The organism is Rhizobium rosettiformans (assembly GCF_016806065.1).
Taxonomy (GTDB): Bacteria; Pseudomonadota; Alphaproteobacteria; order Rhizobiales; family Rhizobiaceae; genus Allorhizobium.
On record NZ_CP032405.1, the window covers coordinates 1787915 to 1805203 of the forward strand.

Annotated in this window: 19 protein-coding genes; 9 read left to right on the forward strand and 10 right to left on the reverse strand. The window is 61.3% G+C overall.

What is annotated here, in order from left to right; genetic code table 11:
* Positions 1-4: 4 nt before the first annotated feature.
* The 3 genes from rdgB to rph are packed head-to-tail and all read right to left on the reverse strand — an operon-like array spanning position 5 to position 1797.
* On the reverse strand, positions 5-649 hold the full coding sequence (rdgB, locus tag D4A92_RS08545) for an RdgB/HAM1 family non-canonical purine NTP pyrophosphatase (RefSeq protein ID WP_203019293.1): 645 nt from the start codon (positions 647-649) through the stop codon (positions 5-7).
* Positions 650-662: 13 nt separating this feature from the next.
* The gene (locus D4A92_RS08550; RefSeq protein ID WP_203019295.1) at positions 663-1067 is read right to left on the reverse strand and encodes a VOC family protein; all 405 of its coding nucleotides are present in this window, start codon (positions 1065-1067) and stop codon (positions 663-665) included.
* 13 nt (positions 1068-1080) lie between these two features.
* Positions 1081-1797 (reverse strand): ribonuclease PH, encoded by a 717-nt coding sequence (rph, locus tag D4A92_RS08555; protein ID WP_054151197.1) that lies wholly within the window; start codon positions 1795-1797, stop codon positions 1081-1083.
* 171 nt (positions 1798-1968) lie between these two features.
* Here rph and hrcA point away from each other — a divergent pair, with 171 nt between their 5' ends.
* The gene (gene hrcA / locus D4A92_RS08560; RefSeq protein ID WP_203019883.1) at positions 1969-3057 is read left to right on the forward strand and encodes a heat-inducible transcriptional repressor HrcA; all 1089 of its coding nucleotides are present in this window, start codon (positions 1969-1971) and stop codon (positions 3055-3057) included.
* A gap of 105 nt (positions 3058-3162) precedes the next feature.
* Positions 3163-3792 (forward strand): nucleotide exchange factor GrpE, encoded by a 630-nt coding sequence (gene grpE / locus D4A92_RS08565; protein WP_203019297.1) that lies wholly within the window; start codon positions 3163-3165, stop codon positions 3790-3792.
* 78 nt (positions 3793-3870) lie between these two features.
* On the opposite strand, the gene ptsN is transcribed toward grpE, so the two are convergent.
* From ptsN to lptC, 6 genes are all read right to left on the reverse strand, one after another.
* The gene (gene ptsN, locus D4A92_RS08570; protein WP_054151256.1) at positions 3871-4335 is read right to left on the reverse strand and encodes a PTS IIA-like nitrogen regulatory protein PtsN; all 465 of its coding nucleotides are present in this window, start codon (positions 4333-4335) and stop codon (positions 3871-3873) included.
* Between the two features lie 68 nt (positions 4336-4403).
* The gene (hpf, locus tag D4A92_RS08575) at positions 4404-4979 is read right to left on the reverse strand and encodes a ribosome hibernation-promoting factor, HPF/YfiA family (protein ID WP_054149161.1); all 576 of its coding nucleotides are present in this window, start codon (positions 4977-4979) and stop codon (positions 4404-4406) included.
* A 223-nt stretch (positions 4980-5202) separates the two neighbouring features.
* Positions 5203-6771 (reverse strand): RNA polymerase factor sigma-54, encoded by a 1569-nt coding sequence (gene rpoN / locus D4A92_RS08580; RefSeq protein WP_203019299.1) that lies wholly within the window; start codon positions 6769-6771, stop codon positions 5203-5205.
* Positions 6772-6899: 128 nt separating this feature from the next.
* Positions 6900-7646: an LPS export ABC transporter ATP-binding protein gene (lptB, locus tag D4A92_RS08585; RefSeq protein ID WP_040299610.1), complete on the reverse strand. Its 747-nt coding sequence runs from the start codon at positions 7644-7646 to the stop codon at positions 6900-6902.
* Positions 7647-7721: 75 nt separating this feature from the next.
* Positions 7722-8273: an LptA/OstA family protein gene (locus tag D4A92_RS08590; RefSeq protein ID WP_203019301.1), complete on the reverse strand. Its 552-nt coding sequence runs from the start codon at positions 8271-8273 to the stop codon at positions 7722-7724.
* Complete coding sequence (lptC, locus tag D4A92_RS08595) at positions 8270-8953, reverse strand: LPS export ABC transporter periplasmic protein LptC (protein ID WP_203019303.1); 684 nt, start codon at positions 8951-8953, stop codon at positions 8270-8272. Before lptC ends, D4A92_RS08590 begins: the two co-directional genes overlap by 4 nt.
* Positions 8954-9253: 300 nt before the next feature.
* Between lptC and D4A92_RS08600 the strand changes: the two genes are divergently transcribed.
* The 7 genes from D4A92_RS08600 (at position 9254) to D4A92_RS08630 (ending at position 14895) form a co-directional block, all read left to right on the forward strand.
* The gene (locus D4A92_RS08600; protein ID WP_006724965.1) at positions 9254-9556 is read left to right on the forward strand and encodes an integration host factor subunit beta; all 303 of its coding nucleotides are present in this window, start codon (positions 9254-9256) and stop codon (positions 9554-9556) included.
* A 92-nt stretch (positions 9557-9648) separates the two neighbouring features.
* Positions 9649-9993: a LapA family protein gene (locus tag D4A92_RS08605; protein ID WP_006724964.1), complete on the forward strand. Its 345-nt coding sequence runs from the start codon at positions 9649-9651 to the stop codon at positions 9991-9993.
* Positions 9994-10089: 96 nt separating this feature from the next.
* The gene (locus D4A92_RS08610; protein ID WP_203019305.1) at positions 10090-11226 is read left to right on the forward strand and encodes a class I SAM-dependent methyltransferase; all 1137 of its coding nucleotides are present in this window, start codon (positions 10090-10092) and stop codon (positions 11224-11226) included.
* Positions 11223-12083 carry a TrmH family RNA methyltransferase gene (locus D4A92_RS08615; protein ID WP_203019307.1) on the forward strand — a complete coding sequence of 287 codons (861 nt, stop codon included), beginning with the start codon at positions 11223-11225 and terminating at the stop codon, positions 12081-12083. The genes D4A92_RS08610 and D4A92_RS08615 overlap by 4 nt, the downstream gene beginning before the upstream one ends.
* Positions 12084-12085: 2 nt before the next feature.
* Complete coding sequence (gene lspA, locus D4A92_RS08620) at positions 12086-12577, forward strand: signal peptidase II (protein ID WP_203019309.1); 492 nt, start codon at positions 12086-12088, stop codon at positions 12575-12577.
* Between the two features lie 137 nt (positions 12578-12714).
* Complete coding sequence (locus D4A92_RS08625; RefSeq protein ID WP_246754096.1) at positions 12715-13545, forward strand: GNAT family N-acetyltransferase; 831 nt, start codon at positions 12715-12717, stop codon at positions 13543-13545.
* Between the two features lie 432 nt (positions 13546-13977).
* Positions 13978-14895: a LysR substrate-binding domain-containing protein gene (locus tag D4A92_RS08630; RefSeq protein WP_203019312.1), complete on the forward strand. Its 918-nt coding sequence runs from the start codon at positions 13978-13980 to the stop codon at positions 14893-14895.
* On the opposite strand, the gene D4A92_RS08635 is transcribed toward D4A92_RS08630, so the two are convergent.
* Positions 14892-17177, reverse strand: coding sequence for an NADP-dependent malic enzyme (locus D4A92_RS08635; protein ID WP_203019313.1), 2286 nt, complete (start codon positions 17175-17177; stop codon positions 14892-14894). The genes D4A92_RS08630 and D4A92_RS08635 overlap by 4 nt on opposite strands.
* Positions 17178-17289: the final 112 nt, after the last annotated feature.

Consider the following 17289-nt stretch of genomic DNA (forward strand, 5'->3'; position numbering starts at 1 on the left):
GGCGTCATGCCTCCAGGCAGGTTTCGACGAAAAGCTTGAAGGCCCGGGCACGGTGCGACAGAGCCTCCGCATCACCCGGCTTCCAACCGTGCTTCTCGTCCGCCGTCATCTCGCCGAAGGTGCGCGTATGTCCCTCGGGCTGGAAGACCGGGTCATAGCCGAAGCCGGCGGTGCCGCGCGGCGGCCAGGCAACCACGCCCTCGACCTCGCCACGGAAGAATTCCGTATGACCATCCGGCCAGGCGAGGCAGAGCACGCTGACGAAGCGACAGGTCCTCTGAGCCGCATCCGTCGCGCCGCGCTCTTGGAGAGCCTTCTCGACCTTCTCCATCGCCATCTGGAAATCGCGGCTGCCATCCTCGCGCTCGGCCCAGTTCGCCGTATAGACGCCCGGAGCGCCGTCGAGCGCATCGATGACGAGACCACTGTCGTCGGAGAGCGCAGGCAGCCCCGAAGCCTTAGCCGAGGCCAGCGCCTTGATCGCGGCGTTTTCCTCGAAGGTCGTGCCAGTCTCGTCAGGCTCGACGAAATTTAGGTCCTTCGCGGACTTGGCCGAAAAGCCGAAGGGGCCGATCAGATCGGCGATCTCGGCGATCTTGCCGGCATTGTGGCTGGCAACGATAATCGTGCGGGTGTCGAGTTTGCGCATGCGATAGGTCCGTTCAAGAAGTCCAAAGGGTGCGGGTTGCGCATTCCAGGCTGTTTCCGGCCGGATCGCGGAAGTAGATCGAGCATGCGCCGTTCGGCCATGTCAGTTCGGATTCGACCGGTATGCCGGCCTGCTGCAGCCGGCTGCGCATGGCATCGAGATCGTCGTGACGGACGATGAAACAGACATGGCCAGGGCCCCTCGTCCCGTGGGTCGGGACGGGGAAGGGGTCATTGGCGATGGGCTTTTGCGTTTCTGCCGGATTGAAGATCAGAAGGACGCCGGACCCGCACCGATAAAAGATATGCCGGTTGCCGCCACGGCGGATCTTTTCCAGACCGAGGACGCCGTCATAAAACGCCTCCGCCTTGTCCAGATCGTCCGCATAGAGTGCGGTTTCGAGTATCCCTTCGATCATGCGGCCCTTCTTCTCAGGCGATTGTCTGCTTCTGCAGCGCTACCAGTTCGTCGATGCCGTTGCGCGCCAGACCAAGCAGCGTCAGGAACTCGTCCTGGCTGAACGGCTTGCCTTCGGCCGTGCCCTGGATCTCGACGATGCCGCCGGAGCCGGTCATCACGAAGTTGGCGTCCGTTTCGGCAGCCGAGTCTTCCAGATAGTCGAGGTCGATCACAGGCTGGCTTGCGAAGATGCCGCATGAAACGGCCGCGATATGATCCTTGAGGACCTTCTCGACCTTGATCATGCTGCGGGCTTCCATCCACTTCAGGCAGTCATGCAGGGCTATGAAGGCGCCGGTGATTGCCGCCGTGCGCGTGCCGCCATCCGCCTGGATAACGTCGCAGTCGATCGAGATCTGGCGTTCGCCGAGGGCCTCCAGATCGACGATTGCCCGGAGCGACCGCCCGATGAGGCGCTGGATTTCCTGCGTACGACCGCTTTGCTTGCCCGAGGCGGCCTCGCGCTTCATGCGGTCGCCGGTGGCACGCGGCAGCATGCCGTATTCCGCCGTCACCCAGCCTTTGCCGGAATTGCGCAGCCACGGCGGGGTCTTTTCTTCCAGGCTCGCCGTGCACAGCACATGCGTGTCGCCGAACTTCACCAGGCAGGAGCCTTCTGCATGCTTGGAAAAGTTGCGCTCGAACGAAACCTTGCGCATTTGATCGGTTTTTCTGCCGGATGGCCGCATTGCAATCTCCTGGGTTGTCAGTTGCCTTCTAAGGATCGAGCAGCGTATTTGCAAAGAAAAACCATGCCGCAGCGCAGAGAGCCTCGTGCGTGGTGAAATACCCCTTGGTCATCTTGGAAGCAGTGATTATATTTCCAGCATGAAACTTCTGAGATCATGTTCGCTCCGATAATGGCATCACCGAAGACGACCGTCGCAGACGTTTCCGCATCCCTGGACGATCGCTCCCGGGAGGTCTTTCGCCGTATCGTCGAGACCTATCTCGACAGCGGTGATCCGCTCGGTTCGCGCAATCTTTCACGCCTGCTGCCCATGTCGCTGTCGCCGGCCTCTGTGCGCAACGTCATGAGCGATCTCGAAGAACTCGGCCTCATCTATGCGCCGCATATCAGCGCCGGGCGCCTGCCCACGCAGGCCGGCCTGCGCTTCTTCGTCGACGCCTTCATGCAGATCGGCGATCTTTCCGAAGGCGAGCGGGACGAAATCGAACGTCAGATCAGGCCTTCCAGCGCCGATCAGCCGATGGAAGCCATGCTGACCGAGGCAAGCCGCATGCTGTCCGGCCTGTCGCGCGGCGCCGGCCTCGTCATCTCGGCGAAGAACGACCCGGTGCTCAAGCATGTCGAATTCATCCGGCTCGAACCGACCAAGGCACTCGCTGTCCTCGTCGGAGAGCATAATCAGGTCGAGAATCGCATCATCGAACTGCCGGCAGGTGTCACCGCCTCGCAGTTGACCGAAGCGGCCAATTTCCTGAACGCCAACCTGACCGGCCAGACTCTGCGCGAACTGCGTGGCCAGATCGAAAACCTGAAGGCCCAGGTGGCGACAGAGCTCGACACCCTGTCACAGGATCTAGTCGAACGTGGCATCGCCGTGTGGTCGGGCGAAGTGGCGGAAAAACAGCCGGCCCGCCTGATCGTCCGCGGTCGCGCCAATCTGCTCGAAGGTCTCGCCGGCTCCGAGGACATCGATCGCCTGCGCCTGCTCTTCGACGATCTAGAGCGGAAGGAAAGCTTGATCGAAATCCTTGATCTGGCCGAAAGCGGCCCGGGGGTCCGGATCTTCATCGGATCGGAAAACAAGCTTTTCTCGCTTTCCGGTTCCTCGTTGATCGTAGCACCCTATCGTGATGGCGAAGACCGTATCGTCGGCGCCGTCGGCGTGATCGGTCCGACCCGCCTCAACTATTCGCGCATCGTGCCGATGGTCGATTACACCGCACAGCTGATGGCGAGGCTCTCGCGCGGCGCGCGGTAAGCCAATTTCCCCACAAACCCTTGATTTTTTCTCGTCAAACCCTGATATCGGGCACGCATTCGAAAGCTTTGAGCTTCGAAAACGAGACATCATCCGGAGAACGTCATGACCGAAGAAACCAACAAGAACGGACCTGACGCGGCAGCTACCGAGGCAGAAGCAACCGCGACCAGCGAAGAAGGGCAGGTTGCGAACGAAAGCGAGGCCGGGTCCGCGCAGGAGATTGATCCGATCGACGCATTGAAGGCAGAAAATGCCGATCTGCGCGACCGCTTCCTGCGTCTGGCGGCTGAAATGGACAATCTGCGCCGCCGCACCGACCGCGAAATCAAGGATGCCAAGTCCTATGCGGTGACCGGCTTTGCCCGCGACATGCTGTCCGTATCCGACAACCTGCGCCGCGCGATCGAGACGTTGCCGGAAGAGGCCCGCGCTGCCGCTGACGCGACCCTCACCGCTCTGATTGAGGGCGTTGAAATGACCGAGCGCGGCATGCTGGCAACGCTCGAGCGCCATGGCGTGCGCAAGATCGAGGCTGAAGGTCAGAAGTTCGATCCGAACTTCCATCAGGCGATGTTCGAGGTGCCGAATCCGAACGTGCCCAACAACACGGTCGTCCAGGTCGTTCAGGCCGGTTACGCCATCGGCGAGCGTGTGTTGCGTCCGGCCATGGTCGGCGTTGCCAAGGGCGGCCCGAAGTCGGAAGCCGCAGCCGAGGATACCGCCAAGGCGTGAGCAGACGTGATCTCGCGTGAATGAAAAAAAGCGCCCCATTCGGGCGCTTTTTTGCTGTCTTGACTTGAAGGCAGTCGCTCAGGCGGCGTTGGACGCCTGTTCCTCGTTGAGGAAGGTGTAAATGGCGGAGGCCGATTCAGTCGCCCTGAGCTTTGCCACCAGGTCCTGGTCGCGCAACACGCGCGCAATACGTGACAGGGCCTTGAGATGATCTGCACCCGCACCTTCGGGCGCGAGCAGCAGGAAGACCAGATCGACCGGCTGATCGTCGAGCGCTTCGAAATCGACCGGCGTTTCCAGCCTTGCGAAGACGCCCGTGATCTTGCTGATCTTGTTCAGCTTTCCATGCGGGATGGCGATGCCGTTTCCCACGCCCGTCGAGCCCAGGCGCTCGCGCTGCAGGATCACGTCGAAGATTTCCCGTTCCGGAATGTCGGTAAGCTTGGAGGCTTTGGCCGCAAGTTCCTGAAGCAGCTGCTTCTTGGAGTTCACCCGGAGAGCCGGTACGACAGCATCCTGCTGCAGCAAATCTGCCAATGCCATATCAATGTCCTTCATGCCTCGGGTCGAAGCTCGGGCGGCCACCTTTCGGCAGCCGCCCAGATCGACCGTCAGCCTTTTATGTTGGCGGAATCGATCCACCCGATATTACCGTCATTGCGACGATAAACGATATTCAATTGTTCACTTCCCGGGTTTCTGAACAGAAGAACCGGGTCGTCGGTCATGTCGAGAGCCATAACTGCGGAAGCGACGGACATGGTCCGAAGTTTCTTGGTGCTCTCGGCAACGATCGTCGGCGCATAGTCCTCGGGAAGTTCCTCGTGATCCTCGTCGACGGAATCCATAACCGTGTAGGCGACCTCGATCGACGGGTTCTGTGCTTCTCCCGCGTGATGATCCTTCAGCTTGCGCTTGTAACGGCGCAGGCGCTTCTCGACGCGCTCGAAGGCGGTGTCAAAGGCCACTTGCGGATCATTGGCCTCACCTGCGGCATGCAGGTTTGCGCCGGTATCGAGATGCACCAGGCAATCTGCCGCGAAGCGCGACTGCGACTTCGAGACGACCACTTGCCCGGAATACCCTCCGTCGAAGTATTTGGTAACCGCATCCTGGATTCGATCTTCGATCCGCTGCCGGAACGTTTCGCCGATTTCCATCTGCTTGCCGGATACACGCACACTCATGGAGTTTCCCTTCTTATGATTGGTTGCGTATCCATTTTACGCCAAGCGACGGCCGCGTCCAAGCTTTTCGAACGGTTAGGTTAGTCTGTGCCTTCGTTTGTCGGGCGTCGTCGAAGGAACTTTCCTTCGGTTGACAGTGTGCGCTGTCGATTGCGGCGCGCTTCTAGCCGCCCACGGGGAAAGAGTCAATCTCCTGTTAATCTTTCGGGCGGGAAGGGGGCCGTCAGCCGGCTGAAACCTTGGCCATGGCGCGCTTTTCGCGACGCCTCTGGACGGAAGAAGGGATATTCATCGACTCGCGATATTTGGCCACGGTGCGCCGTGCGAGGTCGACGCCCGATGATTTCAGCTGATCGACAATATCGTCGTCGGACAGCACGGCTTCGGGGCTTTCCTTTTCGATCAGGGCGCGAATGCGATGGCGTACGGCTTCCGCCGAATGGCTGTCGCCGCCTTCCGCCGAGGCGATCGACACGCTGAAGAAGTATTTGAGTTCGAACAGCCCGCGGGGCGTGAGCATGTATTTATTCGTCGTCACGCGACTGACGGTCGATTCGTGCATCTTGATGGCATCGGCGACCGTTTTCAGATTCAGCGGCCGAAGATGATCGACGCCTTGCTCGAGGAAGGCGGACTGCTGGCGCACGATCTCGGCTGCGACCTTGGTGATCGTGCGGGCGCGCTGGTCGAGGCTGCGCGTGAGCCAGTTGGCATTCTGCAGACATTCCGACATGAAGGCCTGGTCGGGAGCCTCCTTGGATGCCCCTTGGCGCCCAACGGCGGCCATGTAGGTATGGTTGACGAGCACGCGGGGAAGCGCATCCGGATTGAGTTCGACCTGCCAGCCTCCGAGCCCGTCGGGACGCACGACGATGTCAGGCGTCACGGATTCGCTGACCGCATGCTCAAAGCTGCTGCCCGGCTTTGGATTGAGCTTGCGGATCTCCGACAGCATGTCGACGAGGTCTTCCTCGTCCACGCCGCAGATCTTCTTCAACGCGGCAAAATCGCGCTTGGCAAGCAGTTCGAGATTGTTGACGAGGCCTGCCATCGCCGGGTCATACCGGTCACGTTGACGCAATTGGATCGCCAGGCATTCGCTGAGGCTGCGCGCAAAGACCCCGGCGGGCTCGAGCGTTTGCAGGGTCACGAGAACCGCCTCGACATTCGCATGGCTCAGGCCGAGGCGAGACGCCACCTCGTCGAGGTCCGCGCGCAGATAGCCTGCTTCATCGAGATGGTCGATCAGCACGGAGGCGAGCAACTGATCGGAGGCCGACGTGAGCGCAAAGGGAACTTGCTGGTTCAGGTGATCCCGGAGGCTGACCTGCCCGGCAACGAAGTCGTCAAGGTCATAGCCCTCGCTTCCGTCGCCGGACTGACCCGGCATTGATTTCCATTGCCCAAGCAGTTCCGGCGCATCGGGCCGTTGCAGGGAGCCTTCGTCCGCGAAGGCGGTATCGTAATTCGTATCGAGTCGGTCGTTCAGGCGCTCGCTCGCGCCATTCTCATACCAGTCGCTGTCGAGCGATGGAGAAGCGCCTGTTTCGTCGGAGGCGGCCTGGCTTTCCTGGGCCGTGTTGCCGTGGCGATCGGCATTGTCAGGCAGGTCGCCGCCCAAATCGCCGTCATCTGCCGCCATTTCGAGCAGCGGATTCCGCTCCACTTCCTGCGCGATGAACTGCATCAGTTCGAGGTGAGTCATCTGCAACAGCTGAATCGACTGCATCAGCTGGGGAGTCATCACCAGGGCCTGGCTTTGTCGCAGGAACAGATTGGCGGATAAGGCCATGACGGACGCTCGACTCCCCGCAATCCCGCCTTTTCTGGCGGGAAATTCCACTTGGCCCAAAAATTGCTTTTTATTTTGTTTTGGTCAAGCCGCGGGAGGGGAGAGGCGGTCTTTTCTTCAAAGATCCGTCAGAGGCTGAACTGTTCGCCCAGATAGAGGCGGCGCACATCGGCATTGTTGACGATGTCGTTGGCCCGGCCATGGGTGAGCACTTCACCCGCATGGATGATATAGGCGCGGTCGATCAGGCCAAGCGTTTCACGCACATTGTGGTCGGTAATGAGAACACCGATGCCGCGTGCCGTGAGATGTCGCACGAGATTCTGAATGTCGGAGACGGAGATCGGATCAACGCCGGCGAAAGGCTCGTCCAGCAGCATGAAGGTCGGATCGGTCGCAAGCGCTCGGGCAATTTCCAGACGCCTGCGCTCACCGCCGGAAAGCGCCACCGCCGGAGACTTGCGCAGCTTCTCGATGTGGAATTCTGCCAGCAGTTCGTCGAGCTTCTCTTCGCGCTTGCGCTTGTCGGAAACATGGACCTCAAGCACCGCACGAATATTCTCTTCCACCGTCAGGCCACGAAAGATCGACGCTTCCTGCGGCAGATAGCCGACGCCCAGACGGGCGCGCCGATACATCGGCATGGAGGTGACGTCGTTGCCGTTGATCGAGATGGTGCCGGCATCGACCGGAACGAGGCCCGTGATCATGTAGAAACAGGTCGTCTTGCCTGCCCCATTGGGCCCGAGCAGACCGACGGCTTCGCCGCGGCGCACCACCAGCGAAGCACCGTTGACGACGCGGCGCGAATTATAGGTCTTCGTCAGTCCGTGAGCGATCAGTGTGCCTTCATAGCGCGACTTGTCGCCCGGCAGGCCGGTCGGGTTCGCCGCCTTTTTGGGCTGCTTCGTCCTGGAGAAAAATGGAATGTGCACGTTCACGCGAACCCGTCAGTTGCTCTGCTGGGACTTGGGGTCGAGCTGAATCTGAACGCGCCGGCCACAGCTGTCGAGCTTGGCCTGACCGGAATTCATCTGGACAGTGAGTTTGCAGCCGACAAAGACGTTCTGCCCTTCCGAAAGCACGACGCGCTCGCCTTCGAGCACGAAGAGCTGCTGCGCCATGTCGAAATATCCGGTGTCCGCAGTCGCCTGCTGCGTGCCGGAGGACAGGAACACCTTCTGAGCCACGTCGATCTTCTCGATGTCGGCATTGCCCTGCGTCACGGTCTGGCCCTCGCCGCGATAGTGAACGACCATGGTCCCGGCCTGAAGGGTCGTCGTGCCCTGCACAACCTTAACATTACCAGTGAAGAAGGCCTTCTTTTCCTGTTCGCGGATCTCAAGCTGATCGCTTTCGATCTGAATGGGCTGGTCGTTGGACAGCTTCAGGCCGTTCATCTGGCTGTTGGTCGTCTGCGCCGCTGTCTGTCCGGCGAGCAGGCCTGCCGAAACGAGAAGGAAGCCAGCAAAGGAAAACTTGGCGAAGGAGCGGTAAATCATGGCTGGGCGGCTTCCGTGGACCGATTGCTTTGAATGGCGGACGGCTCGATGTTCAACTTGACGCTGCCCGCGAAGATCATGGTTCGCCCCTTATCCTTCATCTCGAGCGAGTTCGCAACAATCGACGCGCCTTTGGTCTGGATGGCGACGGGATCATTCGTCTTCATCGTGCCGCCGGCAATATCGAGATTGGCGGAATTGAACTGGGCGTCTATGCCGCTGCTGAGATTGAGGGTGAATGGCTTGTCGAGATTGAGGGTGTTCGCGCCACGGTCGAAGATGCCGCTCGAGGCGACGACGCGGGCGATGATCTTGTCGTTGACCGGCACGGCTGCGGCAATGGTCTCGAGCGCGATCATGTTGGGATTCTTGATGTCCTGCAACGCCCGCTCGGCGCGCATCGAATAGCGCACGCCCTCGTCGTTGCGGCCCGCGATCGCCGGCTTCTCCATGACGACCTTGCCATCTTCGATCTTGGCAGATTCGATCTGCAATTCGTCGGGCATCAGGCTGCGCACGAAGGAGACCGCAACGAAGGCCAGCGTGATGGCGAGGGCCACGACAGGCAGAAGGAAGCGCAGACGCCGGACGCGACGCGAATGGCTGACCGCCCGCCGATAGGCATCGGCTTCGGATCGGCGCTCCAGCGGCGTCAGGGCCTCATGTGTCGCTTCCAGCATTTGATAGTATCCGTCTATTGTGGCGGTGGCCGTCAGCAAACCGCCTGGCTCGTCGTTTCGCATGTCCGTTCGGCATTGCCAATATGGATTGTGGCAGAACCGTTACAAGAAGCGACAGACAAGCCATGCCGGGGACGGAGGGTGAAAATGTGACCCTCGCGATCACGATATTGCGTGTGACGCTCGTCATATCTCTCGCAAAGACGGCAATTTATGGTTAAGTTGTTCCTTGACTGAGCTTTTTTGCTTTGGCAACGTTATCGGCGCTCAACGTCACAATAGAAATTTCAGGGGGTCCGCGTGATAAAGTCGGAATTGGTGCAGATCGTCGCGGCCCGCAATCCGCATCTTTATCATCGCGATGTCGAAAACATCGTCAATGCAGTTCTGGACGAGATCACCGACGCGCTTGCAGGCGGCAATCGCGTCGAACTGCGCGGCTTTGGCGCCTTTTCCGTCAAGAACCGTCCATCCCGCTCGGGACGCAACCCGCGCACAGGCGAAACCGTTTTCGTCGAAGAGAAATGGGTTCCGTTCTTCAAGACGGGCAAGGAACTGCGCGAGCGCCTCAACCCGGGCATGGGTGACGAGGACGACGAATAAGCGCTTTTCGCGTTGAAAATTCCGCCCCTGTCCTTAATTTGAGCCCATGGAGGTGACCGCAGTCGCCTCGGAGTGAACAGGGAGTTGTCCAGATGATCCGGAAAGTCGTGAGCCTCGTGGTGTTTCTGCCCCTCGGCGTGCTGCTGATCGTTCTGGCCGTGGCCAATCGCGGAGTCGTCAGCCTCGCGCTCAACCCGTTCAATCCGGCAGATCAGGCGCTGTCTGTCTCCGCACCCTTCTTCGTCTTCCTCATTCTTGCAGTGATGTTCGGTGTGCTCCTCGGCTCTGTCGTGACCTGGTTCACCCAGGGCAAACACCGGAAGAAGGCGCGCAGCCAGTCGCGTGAAGCGCAGCAATGGCAGGCAGAGGCCGATCGCCAGAAGACAAGGGCTGAACAGATTGCCGGTTCGACGCTGCCCCAGCTCGGCGCCAAGTGACATCAGGGCAATCGGACTCGCGGCAAATTTCCTTTCCGCGCCGGGCCGGCAATGCTAAGGGCTGGGCCAAACCAACACGACCCACGGATCATTGACGTGAAGAACAAGGAACGTCGCCCCGGCGCCAAGCCATTTCCGGGAGCGAAGGCCAAAGGCAGCGGCGAAACACGGCCGGCAACGGCAAAGCCTTATGCCTCGAAGGGCAGGGACGAGCGTCAGGCACGACCGCCGCGGCGTGAGACCGAGGCGCCAAAGCCGAAGCCGCAATCGCCCGATACAACGGCTGAACCTGCCCGAGTTCTGACGGTCCGCAACGGTAACCGCCCGGCCGAGCGCGTGCCGCTGATCCTCGAATCCTCAGGTGCGGGCGACTTTCACCTGATCGACAGCGGCGACGGATTGAAGCTTGAGCAATACGGCCCCTATCGCATCGTTCGCCCCGAAGCCCAGGCGCTTTGGCCAAAGGCGCTGCCATCCCATGTCTGGGACAAGGCGGACGCGGTGTTCACCGGCGACACGGACGAAGACGGCATGGGTCGCTGGCGCTTCCAGCGCGAGGCGCTCGGCGAAACCTGGCCGCTCTCCCTGCTCGGCGTCGATTTCCACGGCCGTTTCACCGCCTTCCGCCATGTCGGCGTCTTTCCGGAGCAGATCGCCCACTGGAGCTGGATGAAAGAGAAGATCGAGGCTGCCGACCGGCCGCTCAAGGTCCTCAACCTATTCGGCTATACCGGTGTCGCTTCGCTTGTGGCCGCCGCCGCTGGCGCCGAAGTCACGCATGTCGATGCTTCGAAGAAGGCGATCGGCTGGGCCCGCGAAAATCAGTCCCTGAGCCGCCTCGACAAGGCGCCGATCCGCTGGATCTGCGAGGATGCGATGAAGTTCATCCTGCGCGAGGAGCGCCGCGGCCACCGCTACGACATCATTCTTACCGACCCGCCGAAATTCGGCCGTGGCCCGAATGGCGAGGTCTGGCAGCTCTTCGACCATCTGCCGTTGATGCTCGACATCTGCCGCGAACTGCTGGCGCCTAAGGCCGTCGGGCTCGTTCTGACCGCCTATTCCATCCGTGCGAGCTTCTATTCGATCCACGAACTGATGCGCGAGACCATGCGCGGCAAGGGCGGCCTCGTCGAGTCAGGCGAGCTCGTCATCCGCGAGGCCGGTCTCGACGGCAAGACGCCGGGGCGTGCGCTCTCCACCTCTCTCTTCAGCCGCTGGGTGCCGAAATGACCGATGATTATCGCCAGGACGGCCCGCGCCGCGTCGGTCAGGTCAAGGAGGTCACCAGCCTCGCCAATCCGATCATCAAGGACATCAAAGCGCTTTCCCAGAAGAAGAGCCGCGACGAAAGCCGCACCTTCCTCGCCGAAGGTCTGAAGCTCGTCATCGACGCGCTCGATCGGGGCTGGACTATCCGCACTCTGGTCTATGCCAAGGCCGGCAAGGGCAAGCCGCTGGTCGAAAAGGTCGCTGCCCGCACTGTCGCCGCAGGCGGCCTCGTGCTGGAAGTCAGCGAAAAGGTCATGTCTTCCATCACCCGGCGTGACAATCCGCAGATGGTCGCCGCCGTCTTCGAACAGCGCTGGACACCGCTTAAGGACATCCAGCCCAAGGGCTCGGAAACCTGGATAGCGCTCGACCGTGTGCGCGACCCCGGCAATCTCGGCACGATCATCCGCACAGCCGATGCTGCCGGTGCCTCGGGCGTCATCCTCGTCGGCGATTGCACCGATCCCTTCTCGATGGAAACCGTGCGCGCCACCATGGGCTCGATGTTCGCCCTGCCGCTGGTGAAGACGACGCCGGCCGATTTCCTCAAGTGGAAGAAATCTGTCGATGCCCGCCTCGTCGCCACGCATCTCGCCGGCGCTGTCGATTACCGCACCATCGACTACAAGTCGAAGCCGGTCATCCTGATGATGGGCAACGAACAGTCCGGCCTCCCGGATGAGCTGGCGGCCGCTGCCGACAAGCTGGCGCGTATTCCGCAGGTCGGCATGGCCGACAGCCTCAATCTAGCGGTGGCCACCGGCGTCATGCTCTTCGAGGTTCGCCGCCATCTGCTCGCCCTCGACGGAGCCAAGTGACCATGCTTGCAGCCTTCAACCGGCCGCTGCCGGTTCTCACCTTCATTGCGGTCGCGCTCATTCTCGATCAGGCGATCAAATATGCGGTGGAAGTCTATCTGCCGATGCACGAGCTGATCCCCGTTCTGCCGTTCTGGGCACTCTACCGCACGCATAATCTGGGCGTCGCCTTTTCCATGCTGTCCCATCTCGACGGCTGGTTCATCATCGGCCTGCGCCTGGTCATCGTCGGTTTCGTCTTTTGGCTCTGGCGCAAGACGGGGCCTGAGCAGCATTTCGCCCATCTCGGCTTTGCGATGATCATCGCAGGCGCGCTCGGCAACATCATCGACCGCTTCACCTATGGCTATGTGGTCGATTACATCCTGTTTTACACGGACACCTGGTCCTTCGCGGTCTTCAACTTGGCGGACAGCTTCATCACCATCGGCGCGATCTGCATCGTCCTCGACGAGATCATCCAGCATCGCAAGCCGAAGCCGCCGGAAGCTTGAAAGGCGGAGAAGCTGTTCGAAGTTTTGTCACTTTCCTGTAGCAGTCTCGTGTTTAAAGGCCGTGACTTCAACGCTGGATAGATCCCATGAGCGTGGAACTGATCGAACGAGACCTTCTTCTGGAAAACCCGGCCGGTATGCCGCCGGGGCTTTCCGCTTCGCGTGATCTGCTCGGCCGGATCGGCAGCCTGGAAACCAGGCTCGCCCGCAGCGAGCGCGAGATCGACGCCGCCCAAGCCGTTCGCTACCGGGTCTTCGTCGAGGAGATGAAAGCCCAGGTCGATCCGGAGTGCGCCCGCCGCGGCCGCGATATCGACCATTGGGACGGCCTGTGTGACCATCTGCTCGTTCTCGACCGCGCGATCGAGGGCGATACGGAAGAGCAGATCGTCGGCACTTACAGGATCCTGCGCCATGATGTGGCGGTTACCCATGGCGGCTTTTACTCAAGTTCGGAATTCGCTGTCGGCGATCTCGTTGCCCGCCACAAGGACAAGCGTTTCATGGAGCTCGGCCGCTCCTGCGTGCTGCCGCAATACCGCACCAAGCGCACGGTCGAGCTGCTCTGGCAGGGCTGCTGGGCTTATGCACTGCAGCACCGAATCGACGCCATGTTCGGCTGCGGTTCCTTCCCCGGGACCCAGCCGGAGGAGCATGCACTGGCACTTTCTTTCCTGCACCACAACGCGGTTGCGAAGGGCGAGTGGGCCGTCGATGCCCTCCCGCATCTCTACCGTGAAATGGATCTGATGCCGTCGGAAGCCGTCAATGCCCGCCGCGCGCTGTTCTCGATGCCGCCGCTGATCAAGGGCTACCTGCGCCTTGGCGCCATGGTCGGCAACGGCGCGGTCATCGATCAGGCCTTCAACACCACAGATGTTCTGATCATCCTGCCGATCTCGAGCATCTCCGGCCGCTACGTCAATTATTATGGCGCCGACGCCGGTCGCTTCGCCAGCGCCAGCTGATCTGATCACCTTCTGCCCTGCGGGAGAAGGTGGCGCGCGCCGCTGAATGAGCGGGGCGGCGGGGTCCATCCATTGACGATTGCGATCATCTCGAAACAGCGCAAGCGGATGATGGCAGTCGGCCGACACCTCTCCGGCAATCCTCTTTAACCTCGACCCTGGTCATCCGCATCGGAACTTCCGCCACCATCGGCAGGTCGGCAAGCTCCCGAAGGCTCATCTCGCGCAAAGCGGGATGGCCCAGCGGATCATGCCGCCAGTCCTGCTCGTGGCAGCCCCGTCGGCTACGTGGTCTCATCCAGGAAAGCTTGAGCATGTAAGTCCCTCCCTGCGCCGAATGAATGGCGTGATCAGTTCCGTGTTGCCTGTTTCTCTGCTTTCGGGATCCTCAATTCAATTGAGTTTTACCGCTAGTGGCTATAGCTTTCCTATATGAGAAATCTCAATCAGGTGCATCTGAACGGTCTGCGCGCCGTCGAAGCCGTCGCCCGCCTCGGCTCGCTCCAGGCGGCGGCCGACGAGCTAGGCGTCTCCATCGGTGCAGTCAGCCAGCAGGTCATCAAGACCGAACAGCAGCTCGGCCGCCTGCTTTTCGAGCGCACGAGCCGTGGCATGGTCCCGGTGGAAACGGCCGATGACATTCTGGCCCGCCTTGCCAATGGCATGCGTCATCTCTCTGACGCCGTGGATCTGGCGAAGCGGACCGACGACAGCCTGCTGACCATTTCGGTCGCCCCGGTCTTTGCCGCCCGCTGGCTCGTGCATCGAATTGCAGACTTTTCCGAGCGCTTCCCGGAAATCGGCCTTCGCATCGACGCCAATGACCGCCTGACCGATGCCACTCAGACGGATGTGGATGTCAGAATTCGTGTGGGACGCGGCCATTGGCCGGGTTTCAAGGCCGAACTCATCCTGGAGCAACGGGTCGCCCCGCTCTGCACCCCGGCCATGGCCGAAAAGCTGCGCGAGCCCGCCGACATCCTCGACCTACCGAAGGTCATCGATGGCAGGGCCATGTTTACCTGGGATGTCTGGCTTTCCGCGGTGGGTCTTGAGGGTGCGGAGATCAAGGCCCGCCACACCTTCAGCGAGGCCTCGCTCTGCCTCGATGCGACAATTGCAGGGCAGGGGGTGATGCTGGCCTGGCAGACCATCGCGTCGCATCAGCTGCAGCACGGCCAGCTCGTCGCGCCCTTTGGTCCGGCGGTCAAAACCGGCTTCGGCCATTACTTCGTGATATCAGAGAATGCTCGACGTTCCGACAAGGTGGAAAAGTTCAAGCGCTGGCTGAAGCGCGAAATCGAGGACGACATGGAGCGGCTCGCAAAAGCCGCTCCGGTCTTCGCTTAACCCGCGGCGTTATAGGCCGCGATCGCCGCCATGTTTACGATGTCGCTGTCTTTTGCGCCCATCTGGGCGATCTGTACCGACTTTTCGAGGCCAATGAGCAGTGGCCCCATCACGGTCAGGCCGCCCAGTTCCTGCAGCATCTTGGTCGAGATTGCCGCAGAATGGATCGCCGGCATGACCAGCACATTGGCCGTGCCCGAGAGGCGGCAGAACGGATACTGCTCCATGCGGTGATGGTTGAGCGCGATGTCCGCGCCCATCTCCCCGTCGTACTCAAAGGATACGCCGCGCCGGTCGAGGATCTTCACGGCTTCCCGCACCCGCTCCGAACGCTCGCCGGTCGGATGCCCGAAGGTGGAGTAGGCTAGCAGCGCCACGCGCGGCTCCAGTCCGAGCCGGTGTGCGACGCCGGCTGCTTCTTCCGCGATATCCGCCAGCTCATCCGCCGTCGGCATGTCGTGCACGGCGGTGTCTGCCACGACGATCGTGCGGCCACGCGCCAGAGCCAGCGACACGCCGATGACCCGGTGGCCGGGTGCCGTGTCGATGCAGCGACGCACGTCTTCAAGCGCGGTGGAATAGTTGCGCGTCGTGCCGGTCACCATCGCATCCGCATCGCCCAGCGCCACCATGCAGGCGGCGAAGTGGTTACGGTCGGTATTGATCAGCCGCTGCGCATCGCGATGCAGGTAGCCCTTCCGCTGCAGGCGGGCATAGAGATATTCGGTATAGGCCTCGACGCGCGTCGACATGCGGGCATTGACCACCTCGATGCCGGGACGGTCGAGATCGATCCCGGCCCGCTCGGCCGTCGCCTTGAGCGGCTCGTCGCGGCCGAGCAGGATGGCGGTGCCGAGGCCGAGATTGGCAAACGAGATCGCCGCACGCATGACCTGCTCCTCTTCACCTTCGGCAAAGACGACGCGCTTCGGATGGCTACGCACATGTTCGTAGATGCGCTGCGTGGCGGCAGCGATCGGGTCGCGCCGGGCGGAAAGCTCATGCGCATAGGCGCCGAGATCCTCGATTTCCCTGCGTGCCACGCCGCTTTCCATCGCAGCCTTGGCGACGGCGACCGGGATCGCCGAGATCAGGCGCGGATCGAAGGGCACGGGGATGATGTATTGCGGTCCAAAGCGCGGCCGCTCGCCCTGATAGGCGGCTGCCACATCGTCAGGCACATCCTCGCGCGCGAGATCGGCGAGCGCCCGGACAGCGGCGATCTTCATGGCATCGTTGATCTGGCTGGCACGCACATCGAGCGCACCGCGGAATATGTAAGGGAAACCCAGAACATTGTTCACCTGGTTCGGATAGTCCGAACGTCCTGTCGCCATGATCGCGTCGGAGCGGATGGCAGCGACCTCCTCGGGTGTGATTTCCGGGTCCGGATTGGCCATGGCAAAGATGATCGGGTTGTCCGCCATCGAGGCGATCATGTCCGAGGACAAGGCACCCTTCTGCGATAATCCGAAGACCACATCAGCGCCGACCATGGCTTCCTTCAGCGATCGCCGATCGGTCTTGACCGCATGCGCCGACTTCCACTGGTTCATGCCTTCGGTGCGGCCCTGATAGATCACGCCCTTGGTGTCGCAGAGGATGATGTTCTCGCCATTGAAGCCCATCGCCTTGATGAGCTCGATGCAGGCAATGGCCGCAGCCCCGGCGCCGTTGCAGACGAGCTTCGTCGTCTTGAAGTCGCGGCCCGTCAGTTCCAGCGCGTTGATGAGGCCAGCCGCCGCGATGATCGCAGTCCCGTGCTGGTCGTCATGGAAAACAGGAATGTCCATCAGCTCGCGCAGCCGGCTTTCGATGATGAAGCAGTCGGGCGCCTTGATGTCTTCGAGGTTGATGCCGCCAAAGGAGGGGCCGAGATAGCGAACACAGTTGATGAACTCGTCGACATTTTCGGTGTCGACCTCGAGATCGATCGAATCGACATCGGCGAAGCGCTTGAAGAGAACCGACTTGCCTTCCATCACCGGCTTGGAGGCGAGCGCTCCGAGATTGCCGAGACCCAGGATGGCAGTCCCGTTCGAGATGACCGCAACCATGTTGCCGCGCGTGGTGTAGTCGTAAGCCGTGGCCGGATCGGCGGCGATCGCCTTCACGGGCACGGCAACGCCGGGGGAATAGGCGAGCGACAGATCGCGCTGGGTTGCCATCGCCTTGGTCGGGGTGATCTCGAGCTTGCCGGGGCGGCCCTGGGAGTGAAAGTCGAGCGCTTCCTGTTCCGTCACCGAGACTTTCGTCCGGCCGGTCGTCTTCTCGTTTGCCATGCTTCCCCTCACCTTGTTGTGGGCAGCGGGCGATCGCCGGCCCATCCTGGTTGTTTTTCCTCGCCTTAAGTCGTTAGTGTTGCACGACTTCCTTTTCAAGAAAACATTGAGC